General features: G+C 70.2%; 14 protein-coding genes. 7 read left to right on the top strand and 7 right to left on the bottom strand.

Annotated elements, in window-relative coordinates; genetic code table 11:
- The first annotated feature begins 86 nt into the window (after nt 1-86).
- The 3 genes from MEBOL_RS14435 (at nt 87) to MEBOL_RS14425 (ending at nt 3,550) form a co-directional block, all read left to right on the top strand.
- On the top strand, nt 87-1,559 hold the full coding sequence (locus tag MEBOL_RS14435) for a HAMP domain-containing sensor histidine kinase (RefSeq protein WP_095977971.1): 1,473 nt from the start codon (nt 87-89) through the stop codon (nt 1,557-1,559).
- Between the two features lie 85 nt (nt 1,560-1,644).
- Entirely contained in the window at nt 1,645-2,412 is a 768-nt protein-coding gene (locus MEBOL_RS42795; protein ID WP_245919760.1) for a hypothetical protein, read from the top strand.
- 13 nt (nt 2,413-2,425) lie between these two features.
- Complete coding sequence (locus MEBOL_RS14425) at nt 2,426-3,550, top strand: isoaspartyl peptidase/L-asparaginase family protein (protein ID WP_095977970.1); 1,125 nt, start codon at nt 2,426-2,428, stop codon at nt 3,548-3,550.
- Between the two features lies 1 nt (nt 3,551).
- Here MEBOL_RS14425 and MEBOL_RS14420 read toward each other — a convergent pair whose 3' ends face one another.
- Nucleotides 3,552-4,220 carry a metallophosphoesterase gene (locus MEBOL_RS14420; protein WP_095977969.1) on the bottom strand — a complete coding sequence of 223 codons (669 nt, stop codon included), beginning with the start codon at nt 4,218-4,220 and terminating at the stop codon, nt 3,552-3,554.
- Between the two features lie 89 nt (nt 4,221-4,309).
- Here MEBOL_RS14420 and MEBOL_RS14415 point away from each other — a divergent pair, with 89 nt between their 5' ends.
- Both MEBOL_RS14415 and MEBOL_RS14410 read left to right on the top strand, forming a co-directional pair.
- Complete coding sequence (locus MEBOL_RS14415; protein WP_095977968.1) at nt 4,310-7,036, top strand: M1 family metallopeptidase; 2,727 nt, start codon at nt 4,310-4,312, stop codon at nt 7,034-7,036.
- Between the two features lie 151 nt (nt 7,037-7,187).
- Nucleotides 7,188-7,424 carry a hypothetical protein gene (locus MEBOL_RS14410; protein ID WP_157774958.1) on the top strand — a complete coding sequence of 79 codons (237 nt, stop codon included), beginning with the start codon at nt 7,188-7,190 and terminating at the stop codon, nt 7,422-7,424.
- 4 nt (nt 7,425-7,428) lie between these two features.
- Here MEBOL_RS14410 and MEBOL_RS14405 read toward each other — a convergent pair whose 3' ends face one another.
- The 3 genes from MEBOL_RS14405 to MEBOL_RS14395 all read right to left on the bottom strand — a co-directional run bounded on the left by MEBOL_RS14405 (nt 7,429) and on the right by MEBOL_RS14395 (nt 11,661).
- Nucleotides 7,429-9,726 (bottom strand): PAS domain S-box protein, encoded by a 2,298-nt coding sequence (locus MEBOL_RS14405; RefSeq protein ID WP_095977966.1) that lies wholly within the window; start codon nt 9,724-9,726, stop codon nt 7,429-7,431.
- On the bottom strand, nt 9,723-10,697 hold the full coding sequence (locus tag MEBOL_RS14400) for an ABC transporter substrate-binding protein (protein ID WP_095977965.1): 975 nt from the start codon (nt 10,695-10,697) through the stop codon (nt 9,723-9,725). Before MEBOL_RS14400 ends, MEBOL_RS14405 begins: the two co-directional genes overlap by 4 nt.
- Nucleotides 10,698-10,911: 214 nt before the next feature.
- Complete coding sequence (locus tag MEBOL_RS14395; protein ID WP_095977964.1) at nt 10,912-11,661, bottom strand: enoyl-CoA hydratase; 750 nt, start codon at nt 11,659-11,661, stop codon at nt 10,912-10,914.
- A gap of 56 nt (nt 11,662-11,717) precedes the next feature.
- Here MEBOL_RS14395 and MEBOL_RS14390 point away from each other — a divergent pair, with 56 nt between their 5' ends.
- Nucleotides 11,718-12,833: a HEAT repeat domain-containing protein gene (locus tag MEBOL_RS14390; protein WP_095977963.1), complete on the top strand. Its 1,116-nt coding sequence runs from the start codon at nt 11,718-11,720 to the stop codon at nt 12,831-12,833.
- Here MEBOL_RS14390 and MEBOL_RS14385 read toward each other — a convergent pair.
- The gene (locus MEBOL_RS14385) at nt 12,814-13,728 is read right to left on the bottom strand and encodes a ribose-phosphate diphosphokinase (RefSeq protein ID WP_095982787.1); all 915 of its coding nucleotides are present in this window, start codon (nt 13,726-13,728) and stop codon (nt 12,814-12,816) included. The two genes, MEBOL_RS14390 and MEBOL_RS14385, sit on opposite strands and share 20 nt — an antisense overlap.
- 52 nt (nt 13,729-13,780) lie before the next feature.
- On the opposite strand from MEBOL_RS14385, the gene orn reads away from it, so the two are divergent.
- Entirely contained in the window at nt 13,781-14,359 is a 579-nt protein-coding gene (orn, locus tag MEBOL_RS14380) for an oligoribonuclease (RefSeq protein ID WP_095977962.1), read from the top strand.
- Here the strand turns inward: orn and MEBOL_RS14375 are convergent.
- Together MEBOL_RS14375 and MEBOL_RS14370 are read right to left on the bottom strand one after the other, a co-directional pair.
- Entirely contained in the window at nt 14,347-14,718 is a 372-nt protein-coding gene (locus MEBOL_RS14375; RefSeq protein WP_095977961.1) for a response regulator transcription factor, read from the bottom strand. The genes orn and MEBOL_RS14375 overlap by 13 nt on opposite strands.
- Nucleotides 14,715-16,220, bottom strand: a complete 1,506-nt coding sequence (locus tag MEBOL_RS14370; RefSeq protein WP_095977960.1) for an ATPase domain-containing protein — start codon at nt 16,218-16,220, stop codon at nt 14,715-14,717. The genes MEBOL_RS14375 and MEBOL_RS14370 overlap by 4 nt, the downstream gene beginning before the upstream one ends.

The following is a 16,220-nucleotide window of genomic DNA, read 5'->3' as shown; positions in this document are numbered from 1 at the left end:
AACCCGTCCATGTCGGGTGCATCTTTCCATTCCGAGCAGGCCCCGGTCGCGGACGGAGGGGCGTCTCTCACCCGACGGAGCCCTTCATGAGTCTCAAATGGGTCATCACCGCGGCGGTCGCCTTGCTGGCCACGCTCGCGCTGGGGGCCGCCTCCTCGCTCGTCGTCCTGACGACGTACCTGCACCGGATCACGCTCAAGATGGGCGAGGCGGTGGAGGGGGTCCGGGCAGCCGAGGACTTCGAGGTCTCCCTGCTCACCTTCCACCGGCTCCAGGCTTCTCGCCGCCGGGGGGAGCCCATCCCGGACGAGACGCTTCGCCGGGCCGAGGGGGACTTGTATCTGCAGTTGGAGCGGTGCCTGAACGAGGCGCAGTCGGAGGAGGAGCAGGCGCTGCTCGCCTCCGTGCAGGCGACCTTCGCCGCCTACCTCGACGTCCATGCCCGGGCTCCGCTCAGCTCGCTGTCGAGGTCGACGAACCTGGAGCTCAACACCCACCTGGAGGCGACCCTCACCCCGCTCAACCAGGTCATCGCCCTCAACATCCTCGAGGCCCGTGCCGATCAAGCGCAAGCGGACCAGTGGGATCGGATCGCCAACCTGGTGGGGATGATTGTCGCCATCGTGCTGGTGCTCGGGGGGGCGCTGCTGTGGCTCTGGATGCGCCGCTCCGTCTTCCGGCCCTTGCTGGACATCAGCCACGCCATGCGGCGCTTCGGCTCGGATGACCGCTCCCTTCGCGCTCCCGTGGCGGGCCCCACGGAGCTGCGCGAGATGGCGCGCACCTTCAACGAGATGGCCGAGTCCCTGAGGGACCAGCGCGAGGCGCAGCTCGCCTTCCTCGCGGGCGTGGCGCATGACCTGCGCAATCCCCTCTCCGCGCTCAAGATGTCCGCCGCCCTCGTCACCTCGGGCCGCGTGTCCGAGGAGCGCATGCAGAAGACGATGGGGCTGGTGCGCCGCCAGGTGTCGCGGTTGGACCGGATGGTGGGAGACCTGCTGGATGCCACGCGCATCGAGGCGGGACACTTCGAGCTGAGCCTGGAGGAGCGCGATGTGCGCGAGCTGGTGGTCTCCGTGGTGGAGCTGTACAGCGCCGGAGGGACGCCTCGGGAACTGCGGATGGTTCTGCCCGAGCAGCCCCTGGTGATGCGCTGCGATGCCACGCGCGTGGAGCAGGTGTTGCACAACCTGGTGAGCAACGCGCTCAAGTACTCGCCCGAGAGCAGCGCGGTGGAAGTGCGGGTGCGCCGCGAGGGCGATGAGGTGTGCTTGTCCGTGGTGGACCAGGGCATTGGCATCTCTCCCGAGGAGATGCGGGGGCTGTTCGCGCCCTTCCTGCGCACGGGGCGCGCGAGGGAGAAGGCGCCGGGGGTGGGCATTGGCTTGTCGGTGGCCCGGCGCATCGTGGAGGCGCACGGCGGCCGCATCGAGGTGGAGAGCCAGCCGGGGCAGGGGTCCACGTTCCAGGTCCGGCTGCCGCTGGCCCGGGCGGTCGAGGCGAATCCGGAGTCCGGGCCGGAGCACGAGCCCCCGGATCCGACCGGCTCCCTGCACTGACGGTTTTTTTCGCAATCCCGCTCTCGACGGCGGCGACACCTTTGCGCGACTGTGCGGTCCCCTACCTCACAGGAGTGTGAAGCTCATGAATACGCCCCGTCGCCGTTGGCTCCCGTCCGCGCTGGTCCTGATGTCCCTGTCCGCCTGTGGCGGAGACCCCGACGAGACGAACCCCACCCCCGTGGAGCCGAACCCGCCGCGCTCCTCCACGTGTGATCAGGCCGCGTTCGACCTGGCCAACCTCGATGCCCAGACGCCCACCCAGGCGGAGATCAGCACGAACCTGTTCGCCATCTCCCAGTCCAACCCGAAGGTGGTCTGGAACGGCGACAAGACCGCGGTGCGCATGGTGGTGTGGACCACCTATGGCGGCTACACGGCGGGCACCAACACGCTGACCCGGGACCTGTTCCTCACCCCCGCGCCCCAGCTCCAGGAGGCGTGCAAGGCGTGGGGGCTGTCGGGCAACGAGCTCGTCGCGCGCATCAACCAGTACCTGGGTCTGACCCCGGCCACGGAGGGGGACTACCAGAACCGCAAGCTCGTGGAGATGTGGGTGAAGCCGTCGGCCCTGTTCCGGCCCTGCGCGGACCAGGAGGTCGACGACAGCACCTGCGGGCTGACCTATCCCGCGAGCGCGACGAGCGCCCACAAGAGCTGGCTGAACAACTACTGGGGCGGCAGCTACAGCCCCTGGCTGACCACGCACTACCCGTTCACGGGTCTGGGCTACACCTATGACTGGTGCAGCGGCGAGACGACCCACGTGGGCGCCAGCGAGTACGTCGTCCTCACGGGCAACGAGGTCGACGTGGTGGGCTACACGACGGCCGCGGAGTACTGCGCGAAGTAGTACAACTCCGCCCATGTCCGCTCCGCTTCGTCGTGCCCTCCACGCCGCCGTCCTCGCGGTGTTGATGCTGCCCCTGGGTTGTGCCACGAGTCTCGTCACCCAGAAGGAAGAGGAGCGACGCTTGCGCGCACCCGAGGACAGCACCCGGCCCGCCCCCCGTTGGGGACTCGTCATCCACGGGGGAGCGGGCGTCATCTCCCGCGAGTCCCTCTCTCCCGAGCGGGAGGCCGCCGTGCGCGCCGCGCTCACCGAATCCCTCCAGGCGGGTCATGCCGTGCTCGCCCGGGGTGGTACCAGCGTGGAGGCCGTCACCGCCGCCATCCGCGTGCTGGAGGACTCGCCCTACTTCAACGCGGGCAAGGGCGCCGTCTTCACCCACGAGGGGAAGAACGAGCTGGATGCCGCGATCATGAACGGGCGCACGCGCGAGGCGGGCGCGGTGGCGGGTCTGCGCCACGTGAAGAATCCCATCACCCTGGCGCGCGCCGTGATGGAGAAGTCCCCGCACGTGATGTTGGTGGGCGAGGGCGCCGAGGCGTTCGCGAAGCAGCAGGGCGTGGAGCTCGTCGCCGAGGACTACTTCCGCACCGAGGAGCGCTGGGAGTCCCTGCGGCGCGCGCTGGAAGCGGAGAAGCAGGGCTCGACGGCGCCTCCCGAGCCGGGCCAGCCCCAGGAGCCTCCCCCGCCCCAGACGCGAGGAGGGACGGGGGGAGAGGATCACAAGTTCGGCACCGTGGGCGCGGTGGCGTTGGATCAGGCGGGAAACCTCGCCGCGGGCACCTCCACGGGAGGGATGACGAACAAGCGCTTTGGCCGGGTGGGGGATTCGCCCATCATCGGCGCGGGGACCTACGCGGACCCCCGCTGCGCCGTCTCCGCCACCGGTCACGGCGAGTACTTCATCCGCTACACCGTGGCCCGCGACATCTGCGCCCGCGTGGAGTTGTTGGACCTGCCAGTGCTGGAGTCCGCCAACCAGGTCGTCATGGACGTGCTGGTGGAGGCGGGGGGCGAGGGCGGCGTCATCGCGATGGATGCCCAGGGGAACGTGGCCATGCCCTTCAACTCCCAGGGCATGTACCGCGGTTACATGGGGCCGGAGGGAATCGCCTCGGTGTCCATCTTCAAGTCGCCCTGAGCTACCCGTCCAGATCCATGTACACCCGCTTCGCCTCCACCGAGTAGAAGCGGTCGTCGGGCAGCACGTAGGCCGTGAGCCGCCGTCCGTAGACGCAGCCCGAGTCCAGGCCGATGGCGTGCGGGTAGCGTTGCACGCCGCGCAGCGCGTCGTGGCCGAAGATGACGAGCTCCGGCCCCTTCCACTGGCTCGCCCAGGGGACTCCGTCCTCCAGCTTCTTCGAGGGCTCGCCCTTGGGCGTGATGCTGCGCAGGTTGAGCATCAACGCCGGATCCTGCTCCTCCACCGCCACGCCGGGGACCAGCCCCCCGTGCACCACGCGCACGTTGAGTTCGGGGAAGTGGCGGTGCAGCGGCAGGGACTCCAGGTACGCCCAGTCCTCGTCCGTCAACGTCTCCAACACCTGCTTGTGCTCGGGCTTGAGCTTCTTGCCCTTGGGCATCTTCCCCGCGCGCCAGCGCAGCACGTGCTCGTCGTGGTTGCCGCGCACCGCGAGCATCCCTCGCTCCCGGGCCCGGCGCACCACGCCCGCCGAGTCCGGACCCTTGGCGACCAGGTCTCCCACCAGCACCACGCGCTCGCCCCGGCGGTGGTTGCACACGTTCAACAGCGCGTCGAGCTCCTCGGCGCACCCATGCACGTCTCCGATGAAGAGGGTCCGAGGAATCATCGGTTGTTCAACTCCAAGAGGCCCCGAGGACTTCCGGACCCCAGGCCCGTTGCTACACCGCCCGGCCTTCCTGGGCTAGATCCGCGCTCATGCCCCGACTCCCCAGGTGTCCGACGCTCGCCCTGCTGGCCGTCTTGACGGCTTGTGCCTCCCGTCAGTCTCCTCCTTCCGAGCCCGCCACTCCTCCCTCCGCCGAGGCCTCGGCCCAGGCGGGCCCTTCGTCTCCCTCCCTGCGCCTGCCCACGCGGGTGCGGCCCACGGGCTACACGGCCGAGCTCACCGTGGATCCCTCCCAACCGGCCTTCCAGGGCGTGCTCGACATCGAGCTGGAGGTGAAGGAGGGCACGGACGTGCTGTGGCTGCACGCCCAGGCGCTCACGGTGAAGGACGCCACGTTGACGGTCGCGGGCGCGCGGGTGCCCGTGTCCCAGACGAAGGGCGAGGGGGACTTCCTCGGCTTCGTTCCCGAGCGTCCCCTCGCGCCCGGCACCGCGCACCTGCGGCTCGTCTACGAGGGCGTCCTGTCCACGCGGGAAATCCTGGGCGCCTTCCGGAGCCAGGAGGCGGGGAGCTGGTATGTCTTCACCCAGTTCGAGCCCCTGGGGGCGCGGCGCGTCTTCCCGTGCTTCGACGAGCCGGGCTTCAAGGTGCCCTGGCAGCTCACCTTCCACGTGCCCGCGGGGCTCACCGCCGTCACCAACACCCCCCTGGTGAGCGAGGAGCCGAGCCCGGCGGGGGGCACCACGTGGCGCTTCGCCCGGACCCAGCCGCTGCCCAGCTACCTCATCGCCTTCGGGGTGGGGACCTTCGACTTCGTCGAGGCCTCACCCTCGGGACAGAAGGCCGTGCGCACCCGCATCGTCACGCCCAAGGGCCGGGGGTCGGAGGCCGCCTATGCCGCCCAGACGACGCCGGACATCCTCGCCCACCTGGAGCGCTACTTCGGCATTCCCTACCCCTACGAGAAGCTGGACGTGCTCGCCGTGCCCCTGCTCGGTGGCGCCATGGAGAATCCGGGTCTGGTGACGTTCAACACGAGGCTCATCCTGGAGGGCGCCGCGGAGGACTCGGTGGAGTGGAAGCGTGGCTTCTATTCCACGCAGGTGCATGAGCTGGCGCACCAGTGGTTCGGCGACCTGGTCACCATGGCGTGGTGGGACGATCTGTGGCTCAACGAGTCCTTCGCCACCTGGGCCGAGATCCGCATCATGTCCGAGGCCCAGCCCACCTGGGACGCGCCCGTGGAGAGCGTGCGCGGCCGCTCGTACGCGCTCAACGCCGATGGACTGGTGGCCTCACGCCGCATCCGCCAGCCCATCCAGAGCGAGAACGACATCCACAACGCCTTCGACGGCATCACCTATGGCAAGGGCGCCTCGGTGTTGCTCATGACGGAGTCGTGGTTGGGTCAGGAGGTCTTCCAGCGCGGGGTGCGCCGCTACCTGAATGCCCATGCCCAGGGCAACGCCACCGCGAAGGACTTCCTGTCCGCCCTGTCGGCGGAGGCGGGACAGGACGTGTCCGGGGTCCTCGACTCCTTCCTGGAGCAGGGCGGCGCGCCGCTCATCACGGCGCGGCTGGACTGCTCGGAGGCGGTGCCCCAGGTGAAGCTGTCCCAGGCCCGCTTCCTTCCGCTGGGCTCCAAGGGAGAGGCCGCGCAGCGCTGGAAGGTGCCCCTGTGCGTGCGCTACGCCACGGCGGGCAAGCCGGAGCGCGCCTGCACGGTGCTGGAGGACGAGACGGCGTCGCTGCCGTTGCCCAAGGCCAAGAGCTGCCCGGCGTGGTTCCTTCCCAACGCGGATGGCGCCGGGTACTACCGCAGCGCCCTGGATGCGCGGATGCTCGGGCGGCTGCTGTCCACCGACAACCGCTTCCTGTCGCGCGCCGAGCGCGTGGCCCTGCTCGGAGACGTGCGGGCCCTGGTGAACAACGGGACGATGCCGGCCGCGGACGCGCTCGGGCTCCTTCCGGGCCTGGCCGGGGAGAAGGATCGGCAGGTGTTCGAGAGCTCGATGGAGCTGATCGGCCTCTTGAACCGCTCGTTCCTGTCCGAGCGGAGCCAGGAGGAGCGCGCGCGCTTCCTGCGTGACACCTATGGAGGGCGCGCCCGGACGCTCGGCTTCAAGCCCCACGCGGGCGAGGACGAGGACACGCGGCTCATCCGGCTCCAGTTGCTGCGCCTCGCGGGCGAGGAGGGGGGAGATCCGGCGCTCGTGGCCGAGGCCCGGCGCCTGGCGGCCCAGTGGCTGGCGGGAGCGTCGCCCCTGCGGGACGAGGATCTGGTGGAAACGATGCTGTCCGTGGCCGCCGCTCATGGAGACGCGGCCTTTCACGCGCAGGTGATGAAGGCCATGCGCGCGGAGCCGGAGCGCAAGCGGCGCGAGCAGCTCATCGGCGCGCTGCGGGGCTTCACGGAGCCGTCACTGGTGAAGGAGCAGTTGCGGTTGTTGTTGGAGCCCTCGGTGGACCCGCGCGAGGTGGGCGGGCTGTTGTTCGCCGCGGGGTGGAAGGCGCGCACCCGGGACGTGGCGTATGCCTTCGTGAAGGAGCATTACGACGCGCTCGCGGCGCGCTTCCCGGAGGAGCGGTTGTCCATGCTCATGGTGGCCGTCAGCTCCTTCTGCGATCCGGTCCACCGGCAGGATCTCGCCACGTTCTTCGCCGGGCGCATGGCGCGCGTCCCGGGAGGCCCGCGCACCTATGACCGGAGCCTGGAGCAGATGGATTTGTGCATCGCGCTCAAGGCGGCCCAGGGGCCGAGCATCGAGGCCTTCCTCGCGTCCACCCGGCGCGCTCCCAAGGACTCGCGCCGCTGATGTCCCGAGGGCCCCTCCCCTTGGGGAGGGGTCCCCTTTGATTTGATAACACTTGTGTCTTTAATTCCCTGGAATCCTTGACTAGCACAGGAATTCATCTTTAGCTTGTCTCCTCAGGAGAAGTGTTCTTCCGGAGGTGGCGATGGCGCACATGAAGGAGAAAGGCCCGAAGGGCCTCGGGGTATCCGGATCGTCGTCGGAGCGGGAGTCGTCCACGGGGGCGTCGGCGCGGGCCTCGCGTCCGCCGGTGACGCGCACGCCTCCAGGCGTGTGGCCGCAGGTTTCCCAGGCGGACATGGGGCGCGTGGTGCGGCGGCTCCGGGTGGCCGCCGAGCGCGTGCGCGAGCAGCAGGAGCCCTCGCGCATGCGGCGGGCGGGCGGAGGCTAGCGCCTCACGAGGCGACGCGCTCGGGCTCCGCGCGCACGGCTTCCAGGGGCGTTTCCAGGGCGGGCAGCAGGACGCGGAAGGTGCTGCCCTGGTTCGGGCGGCTCTCCACGGAGATGCGCCCGCCCTGCGCGGTGACGATGCCGTGGCAGATGGACAAACCCAGTCCCGTTCCCACGCCCACCGGTTTGGTGGTGAAGAAGGGGTCGAACAGGCGGGTGAGGTTCTCCGGGGGAATGCCCACGCCCGTGTCCTGGATTTCCACCAGCACCTGTCTCCCGGACATCATGGTGGTGACGCGGATCTCGTTCAGGGTCGCGTTGCCGTGGGGAATGGCCTGGGCGGCGTTGACGAGCAGGTTGAGGAAGAGCTGCCCGAGCCGGGAGTCATTGGCATACACCGGCGGCACCGCGCCGTAGTTCTTCACCAGCCGGGCCCGGTGGCGGATCTCACTCCGGGCCATGTTCGCGCACGAGTCGAGCACGGTATGGATGTCCACGGGGCTGCGTTTGTCATCACCCCCGCGGGAGAACGTCTTCAAGTCGCGCACGATGTCGCGCACCCGGTTGCCGCCGTCGATGGCCTCGCGCAGCGCCTGCTGGATTTCGCGGCCCTGGTCCCCGGAGAACGCCTCCGCGGACTGGGCCAGGGTGCGCACCTCGGTGTCCACGAAGTGCAGGTTGCTGAGCATGTAGGCCAGCGGGTTGTTGATTTCATGCGCCACGCCCGCGGCGAGCGTGCCGAGCGACACCATGCGCTCGGTGGCGAGCATGCGCTCCTGCACCTGGCGGCGCTCGGTGATGTCGCGGGTGATGGAGGCCACGGTGGGCAGGCCCTCGAAGACGAGCGACACCGTCATCACCTCGCCCACCGCCTGACGGCCCTCGTGGTGGCGGAAGCGGGCCTCGCGCGCCACGCCCGCGTGGCTCGTCACCGTGAGGGCGCCCTCCTCGCCGGGCAGCACCAGCTCCGACACGGGCAGGCCGCGCAGGGGCTCGGGGCTCGCGTGGCCCAGGAGCGTGGCGGCCGCGCGGTTGGCGAACAGGAGCGTGCCGGCGCGGTGCAGGAAGATGGCGTCGGGCGAGTGCTCGATGAGGGTGCGGAAGCCCTCCTCCATGCGCCGGCGGGTGGACTCCGCGCGCTTGCGCTCGCCGATGTCCACGAACGTCACCACGCTGCCCACGCGCTCGCCGCTGCGGCTCACCGGGTGGCTCCAGTACTCCACGGGGACGTCACTTCCCTGGGCGCGGCGGATGAGCTCGTCGTCGCCGTGCACCGCGTTCTCCTCGCGGAAGGCCTCGCACACCCGGCAGTCGCTGGGCTCGTCGCCCTGGGGGTGGATGATGGAGTGCAGCGAGCGGCCCAGCAGCGCCTCCGCGTGCTCGTGGCCCGACAGGCGCAGGGCGGCGCGGTTGCAGAAGGTGCAGCGGCCCTCCAGATCCAACCCGAAGATGGCCTCCGCCGTGGAGTCCAGCAGCGCGCGGATGCGCTCCTGGCTCTCCTGGAGCTGCTGGTTGCCGCGGTCCACCTGCTCGGCCATGTGGTCGAAGGCGCGGCCGAGCAGACCTATCTCGTCCACACCCCGGAGGCCCGCGCGTGCGTGCAGCTCGCCCTGGGCGAGCCGGTGCGCGGTGGACACCAGCCGTTGGATGCGCCGCCCGAGCACCACGTGGACGACGAGTCCCAACAGGCCCGCGAGCACCCCCATGACCAGGCACGAGCGCGCCGCCCACCGCTCCGCCGCCGCCCGCCGCGCGAGCTTGTTGGACGTCAGATCCTGCTGGAGCACCAGCATGCCCACCTTGTCTCCGCGATGGCTCGTCTGGAGGGTGACGGGGTAGTAGCCCATCACCTGCTGGCCGTCCTCGCTGACATGCACGCTGCCCGCCATGCGCACGCGCGCGTGCTGCATGCGCTGCGTGTGCTGGGGCCGGGTGAGCTCGGGCCACGCCTCGTGCACCGCGCGCCCTCGCTGCGCGAGCCGGATGGAGGCCACCACCTTCTGGCGCTCGTCGATGAGCACGCCCTGCCGCAGGGCGGCGTTGGAGCCCAGGGCGGCCACCTCCTCGCTCACCGCCGGGAGATCGCCCATGCGCAGCAGGCGCTCGAGCGTGCCCTGCAGGTACGTCATCTGCAGGGTCATCTCCGCCACGGCCTGCTGCTCCGTCTGCAGGTCGCCCTGGGCCACGTCGCTCTTGAGGGTGAAGAGCCCGAAGCTGCTGGCGGCGATGACGAGCAGGATGGGGATGAGCCAGCGCACCGACAGGAAGCGGTGCCAGAAGGTGGTGAAGGCGTGGAGGCTCATGGCAGCACCCGGGCGAGCGGCTCGGCGTGGATCAACGCCACGGCATCCGGGGGCTCGGTGAGGAGCTGATCGCGCAGCATCGTCTCCCCCACGCGCTCGATGGTCGCCCGCAGCCGGGGCGAGGGCCCCATGAGGTGCAGGCGTTGCTCGTGCGCGTCCGCCAGGTGGATGTCGCCGAGTGCCTGTTGGAACCGCTCCGCGTCGAGCCCCAGGCGCGGGGCCATCCGCTCGGCGGCGTTCCTGGGGTGGGCCGCGGAGTGGTTCAGCGCGGCGAACCAGCCCCGCAGGAGCAACTCCACCTGCCGCGGGGGATGGGAGTCCAGCGCCTCCTGACGCACGACGAGCACATCGATGAACTCATCGGGGAGCTGCGCGCTGGCGAAGAGCTGGTGCGTGGCGCCGTTCGCGAGCAGCTTCGCGCAGTGGGGCGCCGAGGTGAGCACCGCGTCCACCCAGCCCTTCTCCTCCTGCTTCTCCTGGAGGGCGAGCTCCTGGGCTTCCTCGGGGAGGATGACCTCGTGCAGATCCTCGGTGACCAGGCCTCCGCGCTCGGCGAGCCGGGCGAGCAGGTACTTGGTGGTGGTGCCTCCCGCGTGCGCCACGCGCTTGTTCTTGAGCGCGGCGAGCGACGCCACCTCGGCGCGGGCGATGAGGCAGTTGGCGCCGCGAGAGGAGTCGAGCATCAGCACCACCCGGGGGCTCTGGCCCATGCTCTCGAAGCGCAGGGCCTCGATGAGGGGCACGGCCGCCGCGTCGATGACCCCGTTGCGGAAGGCGCGCGCGAGCTGGTGCGTGTTGGTGAACTCCACCAGGTGGATGCTCTGCGGCGGGTACAGGTCGAGCTGTCTGGCCAGGTAGAGCGGCTCGCTGCCCGCCCACGGATGGGTTCCCACCTTCAGGGGCCTGTCCGGCACGCGCGTGCATGCGGACAGCAGCAACAGCAGGGCGGCCGTCAATCCAATGCTTCGCATGTCGTGATCCCCCCGTGCGCGTCGTCACCTGGGGGGATGGCTGGACGCGCACCCGCACCATCATAGGAGGGGTAAAAACACTGAAAAGCGGCGTTCCCTGGCTCTGTCTTCCCCAGGACGTGAATCCAACAAATCCTCTGGGAGGTAGGCGCGGGAAACCCGACAGGGGTGGGCCGGGCCGCTGTACTTTTGCCGTGCGCCTGTGCGCGGGCGGTTACTTCTTCTTGGCGAGGAAGCTGCTGAAGGCCTCGCGGGCCTCGGTGGAGCCGAGCCGTTGGATGAAGTGGGTGCCCTCGCGCGAGAGCGCTTCGTCGACGGTGGCGCGCAGGGGCTCGCGCAGCAGGCGCTTGGTGAGGCGCAGGGACTCCCGGGGCTTGGCGGCGAGCGCGGCGGCGCGGCCCTTCACCCACTCCTCCAGCTGGGTGTCGGGCACCACCTTATTAATGATACCGGCGCGCAGGGCGGTCGCCGCGTCGAAGGGCTCGCCGAACATGAGCAATTCCGAGGCGAGCGCCGTCCCCGCGACGCGCGGCAGGAGCACGCTGGAGGCGCCCTCGGGGCTCAGGCCCAGGTTGATGAAGGGCAGGCTGAAGATGGCGCGCTCGCTGGCGGCCACGTAGTCGCAGTGCAAGAGCAGGGTGGTGCCAATGCCCACCGCCACGCCGTCCACGCCGGCCACCACCGGGCGGGTGTGGTGCGCGAGCGCGCGCAGGAAGCGGAAGACGGCGCTGTCCTCGCCCGCGGGCGGGTGCTCGAGGAAGTCCTTGAGATCATTTCCCGCGGTGAAGGCGCCGCCCGCGCCGGTGAGCACCACCACGCGCACGGCGTCGTTGGCGTCGGCGTCGAGCAGGGCCTGGGCCGCCGCGTCGTACATCTCGCCCGTGAAGGCGTTCTTCTTCTGCGGCCGGTTGAAGGTGAGGGTGAGGACTCCGGCTTCCAGGTGGGTCAGCAGCGTGTCGGACATGGCGGGGACTCTAGCGCGGTGTGCCGGTAAGCTGCGCGCGTCCATCCGGGGGAACCATGAAGCGCTTTCTTGTCGGCCTCGTCCTGTTGTCCACCGCGTGCGGCACCACGTCCCGCCAGACCGTGCCCACCGCCGCGCCGCCCGCCTTGCCCCACCCCGCGTTCGACTCCAGGAGCGCGCCCGCCGCCCAGAACGCGCCTCCCAGCAACCTCTATGTCTTCGAGGGCGTGGACGTCTTCGGCGCGCGCGGGCTGTCCCGGGAGCAGGTGCTCGGCCTGCTCACCTTTCCCGCCCCGGGCACGCGCGTGGATCCGAGTCAGAAGGACTTCATCGACCGGCTCATCGAGAGCAAGAAGCGGCTGCTCGAGGCCCACGCCTTGCCGTTCTGCCGCTTCTCGGTGGGGCAGTGGATGCCCACGCACACGATGCACGTGACGGTGGACCTGGTCGAGCCCGGGGACGAGTGGCGCATGCCCTTCTCCCCCGAGCCCCAGGGGGATGTGCCGGACCCCGAGGGACTTCTCGAGGCCTGGAAGGCCTACCAGACGCGCTTCTGGGAGCTGCGCCGGCAGGGCGCGGTGCCCGAGTACGGCAATGGGGGCGGCACGTGCCGCGCGCTTCTGTGCCATGGGGGCTTCGCGCACCCGGAGCTCGCCCCGCTGGAGCAGCGCTTCATCGACGGCGTGCCGCGCCAGGCCGACGCCCTGGTGCGCGTGCTGCGCGAGGACGCGGACTCCGGCGAGCGCTACCGCGCGCTCATGCTCCTGCCCTATGTCTCCTCGCGGGAGTGGATCATCCAGGCCGCCCTGCCGTCGGTGCGGGACGCGGATCAAGGCGTGCGCAACGAGGCGCTGCGTCTGCTCGGCGAGATGCAGGCGGGCCAGCCGCGCGTGCTCATCCCGCTCGACCCCGTGCTCGAGGCGCTCTGGTATCCGCTCTCCAGTGATCGCAACAAGGCGGGCTGGGCGCTCGTGCGGCTCGTGGAGACGGAAGGGGCCGTGCATCGCCAGCGCATCCTCGAGCGCTCGGGCGAGGTGCTCCTGCAGATGCTCCAGATGAAGGATCGCATCGACCACGAGCCCGCGCACAACGTGCTCGCCCTGCTGGCGGGCGAGGACCTGGGCGAGGACGTGGAGGCGTGGCGCGCGTGGGTCAACGCCGGTCGGAAGTGACGCGGCAGATGGCGTCGGCGAGCAGCGGGGCGAGGCCCACCACCCGATGCTCGAAGGGCAGCGTGCGCGTGAGGGGCACGCTGTCGGTGGAGATGAGGCGGCGGATGGGCACCTGGCTCAGCCGCTCCACGGCGGGGCCCACCAGCAGGGCGTGGGTCGTCACCACGGTGATGTCGTCGGCGCAGCCCGCCTTGAGCACCGTGTCCGCGGTGGCGGCGATGGTGCCCGCGGTGGAGATCATGTCGTCCACGATGATGGGCCGCAGGCCTTGCACCTCGCCCACGAGTCCCCGGACGCTCACCTCGGAGCCGCTGGTGCGGCGCTTGTGCACGATGGCCAGGGGCAGGCCCAGCTGGCGCGCGTAGCGCTCGGCCAGCTTCACCGCGCCCAGGTCCGGGGACACCACCACCGCGCCCGGGCCCGCGTGGGGCCGCGCCGCCTCGGCCAGCAGGTGGGCCGGGTCCAGGTGCTCCAGCGGCATGCCGAAGCAGCCCTCCAGGGCCGGGGTGTGCAGGTGCACCGCCACCACGCGCTCGAAGCGGCCGCGCTCCAGCAAATCCACCACCAGCTTGCCGCCCAGGGCCTCGCCGGGGTGGGTGCGCCGGTCCTGCCGCGCGTAGCCGAAGTAGGGCACCACCGCCATGAGCCGCGCGGCGCCCGCGCGCCAGCACGCGTCCGCCATCAACAAGAGCTCCATCAGGTTCTCCCCGACGGGGGGGACCGTGGGCTGGATGAGGCACACGTTGCGGCCTCGGACGTCTTCCTGGATCTCCACGTACTGCTCACCATCCGGGAAGCGCTCGAGGTGGACGCGGCCGAGGGAACGTCCGAGGGTGCGGGCGAGTGACTCGCCCAGGGCGTGGTTGGCGGTACCACTGAAGACGGTCAGTTCCATGAAGTGGACATCATCTCTCAATCCGCCGGGCTCGGGGTAGAGTGCGTGGCTCATGCCCGCTTCCGCTCCTCCCCCCTGTTTTGTCTGGCTCGACCTGGAAATGACCGGGCTCGACCCCGACGAGTCCGCCATCATCGAGATTGGTGTCATCATCACCGGCCCGGACCTGGTGCCCAAGGCGGAGCTCGAGCGCGTCATCTGGCAGCCGGACGAGGTGCTCGCGCGCATGGAGCCCATCGTCCGGGAGATGCACACGCGCAATGGCCTGGCCAAGCGGGTGCGCGAATCGCAGATGTCCCTGCGCGTGGCCGAGCGGGAAGTCACCGCGCTCGTGTCGCAGTACTGCGATGTGGGCGAGGGCATCCTCTGCGGCAACTCCATCCACACCGACCGGCGCTTCCTGGTGAAGTACATGCCGATGCTCGAGCGCTACCTGCACTACCGGCAGGTGGACGTCTCGAGCCTCAAGGTGCTGGCGAACGCCTGGTACCCGGACAAGGTGGCGCAGCGCAAGATGGCCTCGGGGCACACGGCGCTCGCGGACCTGCGCGCGAGCATCGCCGAGCTGACGCACTACCGCACCCACCTCTTCGTGCCCCCGGCGGCGCCTCCGGGCGGTCAGGGCTCCTGAGCCGCCGACGCCTTCTGGAGCTCCGCGGTCACGGTGTTGAGCAGATCGTCCAGCTCGAAGGGCTTGGCCAGGAACCGGCTGCCCTGGAGCTCCGCCTTGGTCACCCGCCCCGCGCTCATCACCACCACGGGGATGGCGCGCAGGGAGGCGTCGTCCTTGAGCCGGCGCAGCATCTCCTGGCCGTCCATCACCGGCATCATCAAATCCAGCAGGATGAGGTCCGGCCGGTTCTTGCCCACATGGGCGAGCCCCTCGGCGCCGTTGGCGGCGGTGGCCACGTCGTAGCCCTCCACGGAGAGGATGTCCGTGAGGGCTTCCAGGATGGCCACTTCGTCGTCCACGATGAGGAGCTTGCTCATGAGTGCTTTCCCCCCCGTCGGGACAGGGAGCGCCGCTTCATGGGGGACCGACGGCGTTTGCCCGCGAGCAGGGCCTCGGCGCTCTCGGGGCCGCTCGCCACGGCGAGCCTTCCCGAGATGATGGAGAACTCACGCAGGGTGGACTCGTAGTCACTCTCGCGCATCTTGAGGATGGACAGCAAGCGATACGTCTGGGAGCGCTGTTCCACGTAGCGCAGCAGCACGACGTTGTCGATGAGGGCTTCCAGTCCCAGCAGGGGCCCCTCGTGCATGGGGTCGAAGAGCAGGGGCGTGCGCTGGGTCATCACGGTGGTGGTGCCGAGCGAGCGCAGCGCCGAGGTGAGGGCGGTGACGAAGGCGAAGGCGCGCTGGGGAGTCATGACCCCGAGGACGGGCCCCAGGCCATCGAGGAAGAGGCGGCGCGTGCGCTGGCGCTTCACGAGGTCGAGCAGCTCATGGGCGCGGGCATCGGCGAGCACCTCCACCGGCGAGCGCGTCTCCACGCGGAGCGTGCCGGAGTCGAGGGCGGAGGGCGGCGCCAGTCCCAGGCCCTGGGCCTTGGCGAGCAGCCGGGAGCGTGTCTCCATGAAGCCGTAGTACAGGCTGGGCTCTCCCCGGCGCACCCCGTCCGCGAGGAAATGCAGCCCCAGGAGCGTCTTGCCCGTGCCAGCGGAGCCCGACAGGAGCGTGGAGGAGTGGAGGGGCAGCCCCCCGCCGAGCATGTCGTCCAGGTGCTTCACGCCGAAGGGCAACCGCTCCGAGGAGGGGGGCGGCTCCGGGTCCTCGTTCGGCCGGGCGTGAAGTGCTTCCAGCCGTGGGTACACCCTCAGGCCCTCGTCGCTGATCTCGAACACGTGGCGGCCGGAGAGCTGGGGCTCGCCCCGCAGCTTCGTCACCTCCACGGTGCGCACCGCCTGAAGCCCCTCCAGGTGCATCCCCAGCTCCACCACGCCGTCCACCATGGCGAACTGGGGATCCGCCGCGTTCTCCGGCCGGTTGGTGAGCACCAGCGTGGTGCAGCCGGCCAGCGCGTTGTGCACGCCCAGGGCGTGGAGGAACTCGCGGAAGACGAGCACCGAGCCCGCCATCTCCTGGGCCGCGAGCAACCCGTCCACCACCAGCACGGAGGCCTGGTGCTCGCGCACCGAGCGGTAGAGCAGCCGCGACAGGCCCTCCAGCCCCTCGGCCTTGAGCGTGGCGTAGCCGCTCACGTAGTGCAGCGAGTGGCCGATCTGCTCGCTCTGGAAGAAGCTCATGCGGCGCAGGTGCGACACCATCCGGCCGTGGGACTCGGACAGCATGGTGACGAAGACGGCGCGTCCTCCGGCCGCCACGTGCGAGAAGCAGAGCTGGTTGCCCAGGATGGTCTTCCCCGTGCCCGGGGCCCCGGAGACCATGTACGTGCCTCCGTGAACCCAGCCGCCGTTGAGCAAGGTGTCCAGCCCGGCGGAGCCGGTGGCGACCCGGCGCGCGGGCCCCTCGTGGGTCTCGGCTTCACTCAC

Source organism: Melittangium boletus DSM 14713, assembly GCF_002305855.1.
In the GTDB taxonomy this organism is placed as follows: Bacteria; Myxococcota; Myxococcia; order Myxococcales; family Myxococcaceae; genus Cystobacter; species Cystobacter boletus.
This window is presented reverse-complemented; position numbering and strand designations above follow the sequence as displayed.

Bases quoted from the DNA above. Each gene is read 5' to 3' on its own strand.
- MEBOL_RS14435 (WP_095977971.1), top strand. From the start codon at position 87: ATGAGTCTCAAATGGGTCATCACCGCGGCGGTCGCCTTGCTGGCCACG.
- MEBOL_RS42795 (WP_245919760.1), top strand. From the start codon at position 1,645: ATGAATACGCCCCGTCGCCGTTGGCTCCCGTCCGCGCTGGTCCTGATG.
- MEBOL_RS14425 (WP_095977970.1), top strand. From the start codon at position 2,426: ATGTCCGCTCCGCTTCGTCGTGCCCTCCACGCCGCCGTCCTCGCGGTG.
- MEBOL_RS14420 (WP_095977969.1), bottom strand. From the start codon at position 4,220: ATGATTCCTCGGACCCTCTTCATCGGAGACGTGCATGGGTGCGCCGAG.
- MEBOL_RS14415 (WP_095977968.1), top strand. From the start codon at position 4,310: ATGCCCCGACTCCCCAGGTGTCCGACGCTCGCCCTGCTGGCCGTCTTG.
- MEBOL_RS14410 (WP_157774958.1), top strand. From the start codon at position 7,188: ATGAAGGAGAAAGGCCCGAAGGGCCTCGGGGTATCCGGATCGTCGTCG.
- MEBOL_RS14405 (WP_095977966.1), bottom strand. From the start codon at position 9,726: ATGAGCCTCCACGCCTTCACCACCTTCTGGCACCGCTTCCTGTCGGTG.
- MEBOL_RS14400 (WP_095977965.1), bottom strand. From the start codon at position 10,697: ATGCGAAGCATTGGATTGACGGCCGCCCTGCTGTTGCTGCTGTCCGCA.
- MEBOL_RS14395 (WP_095977964.1), bottom strand. From the start codon at position 11,661: ATGTCCGACACGCTGCTGACCCACCTGGAAGCCGGAGTCCTCACCCTC.
- MEBOL_RS14390 (WP_095977963.1), top strand. From the start codon at position 11,718: ATGAAGCGCTTTCTTGTCGGCCTCGTCCTGTTGTCCACCGCGTGCGGC.
- MEBOL_RS14385 (WP_095982787.1), bottom strand. From the start codon at position 13,728: ATGGAACTGACCGTCTTCAGTGGTACCGCCAACCACGCCCTGGGCGAG.
- orn (WP_095977962.1), top strand. From the start codon at position 13,781: ATGCCCGCTTCCGCTCCTCCCCCCTGTTTTGTCTGGCTCGACCTGGAA.
- MEBOL_RS14375 (WP_095977961.1), bottom strand. From the start codon at position 14,718: ATGAGCAAGCTCCTCATCGTGGACGACGAAGTGGCCATCCTGGAAGCC.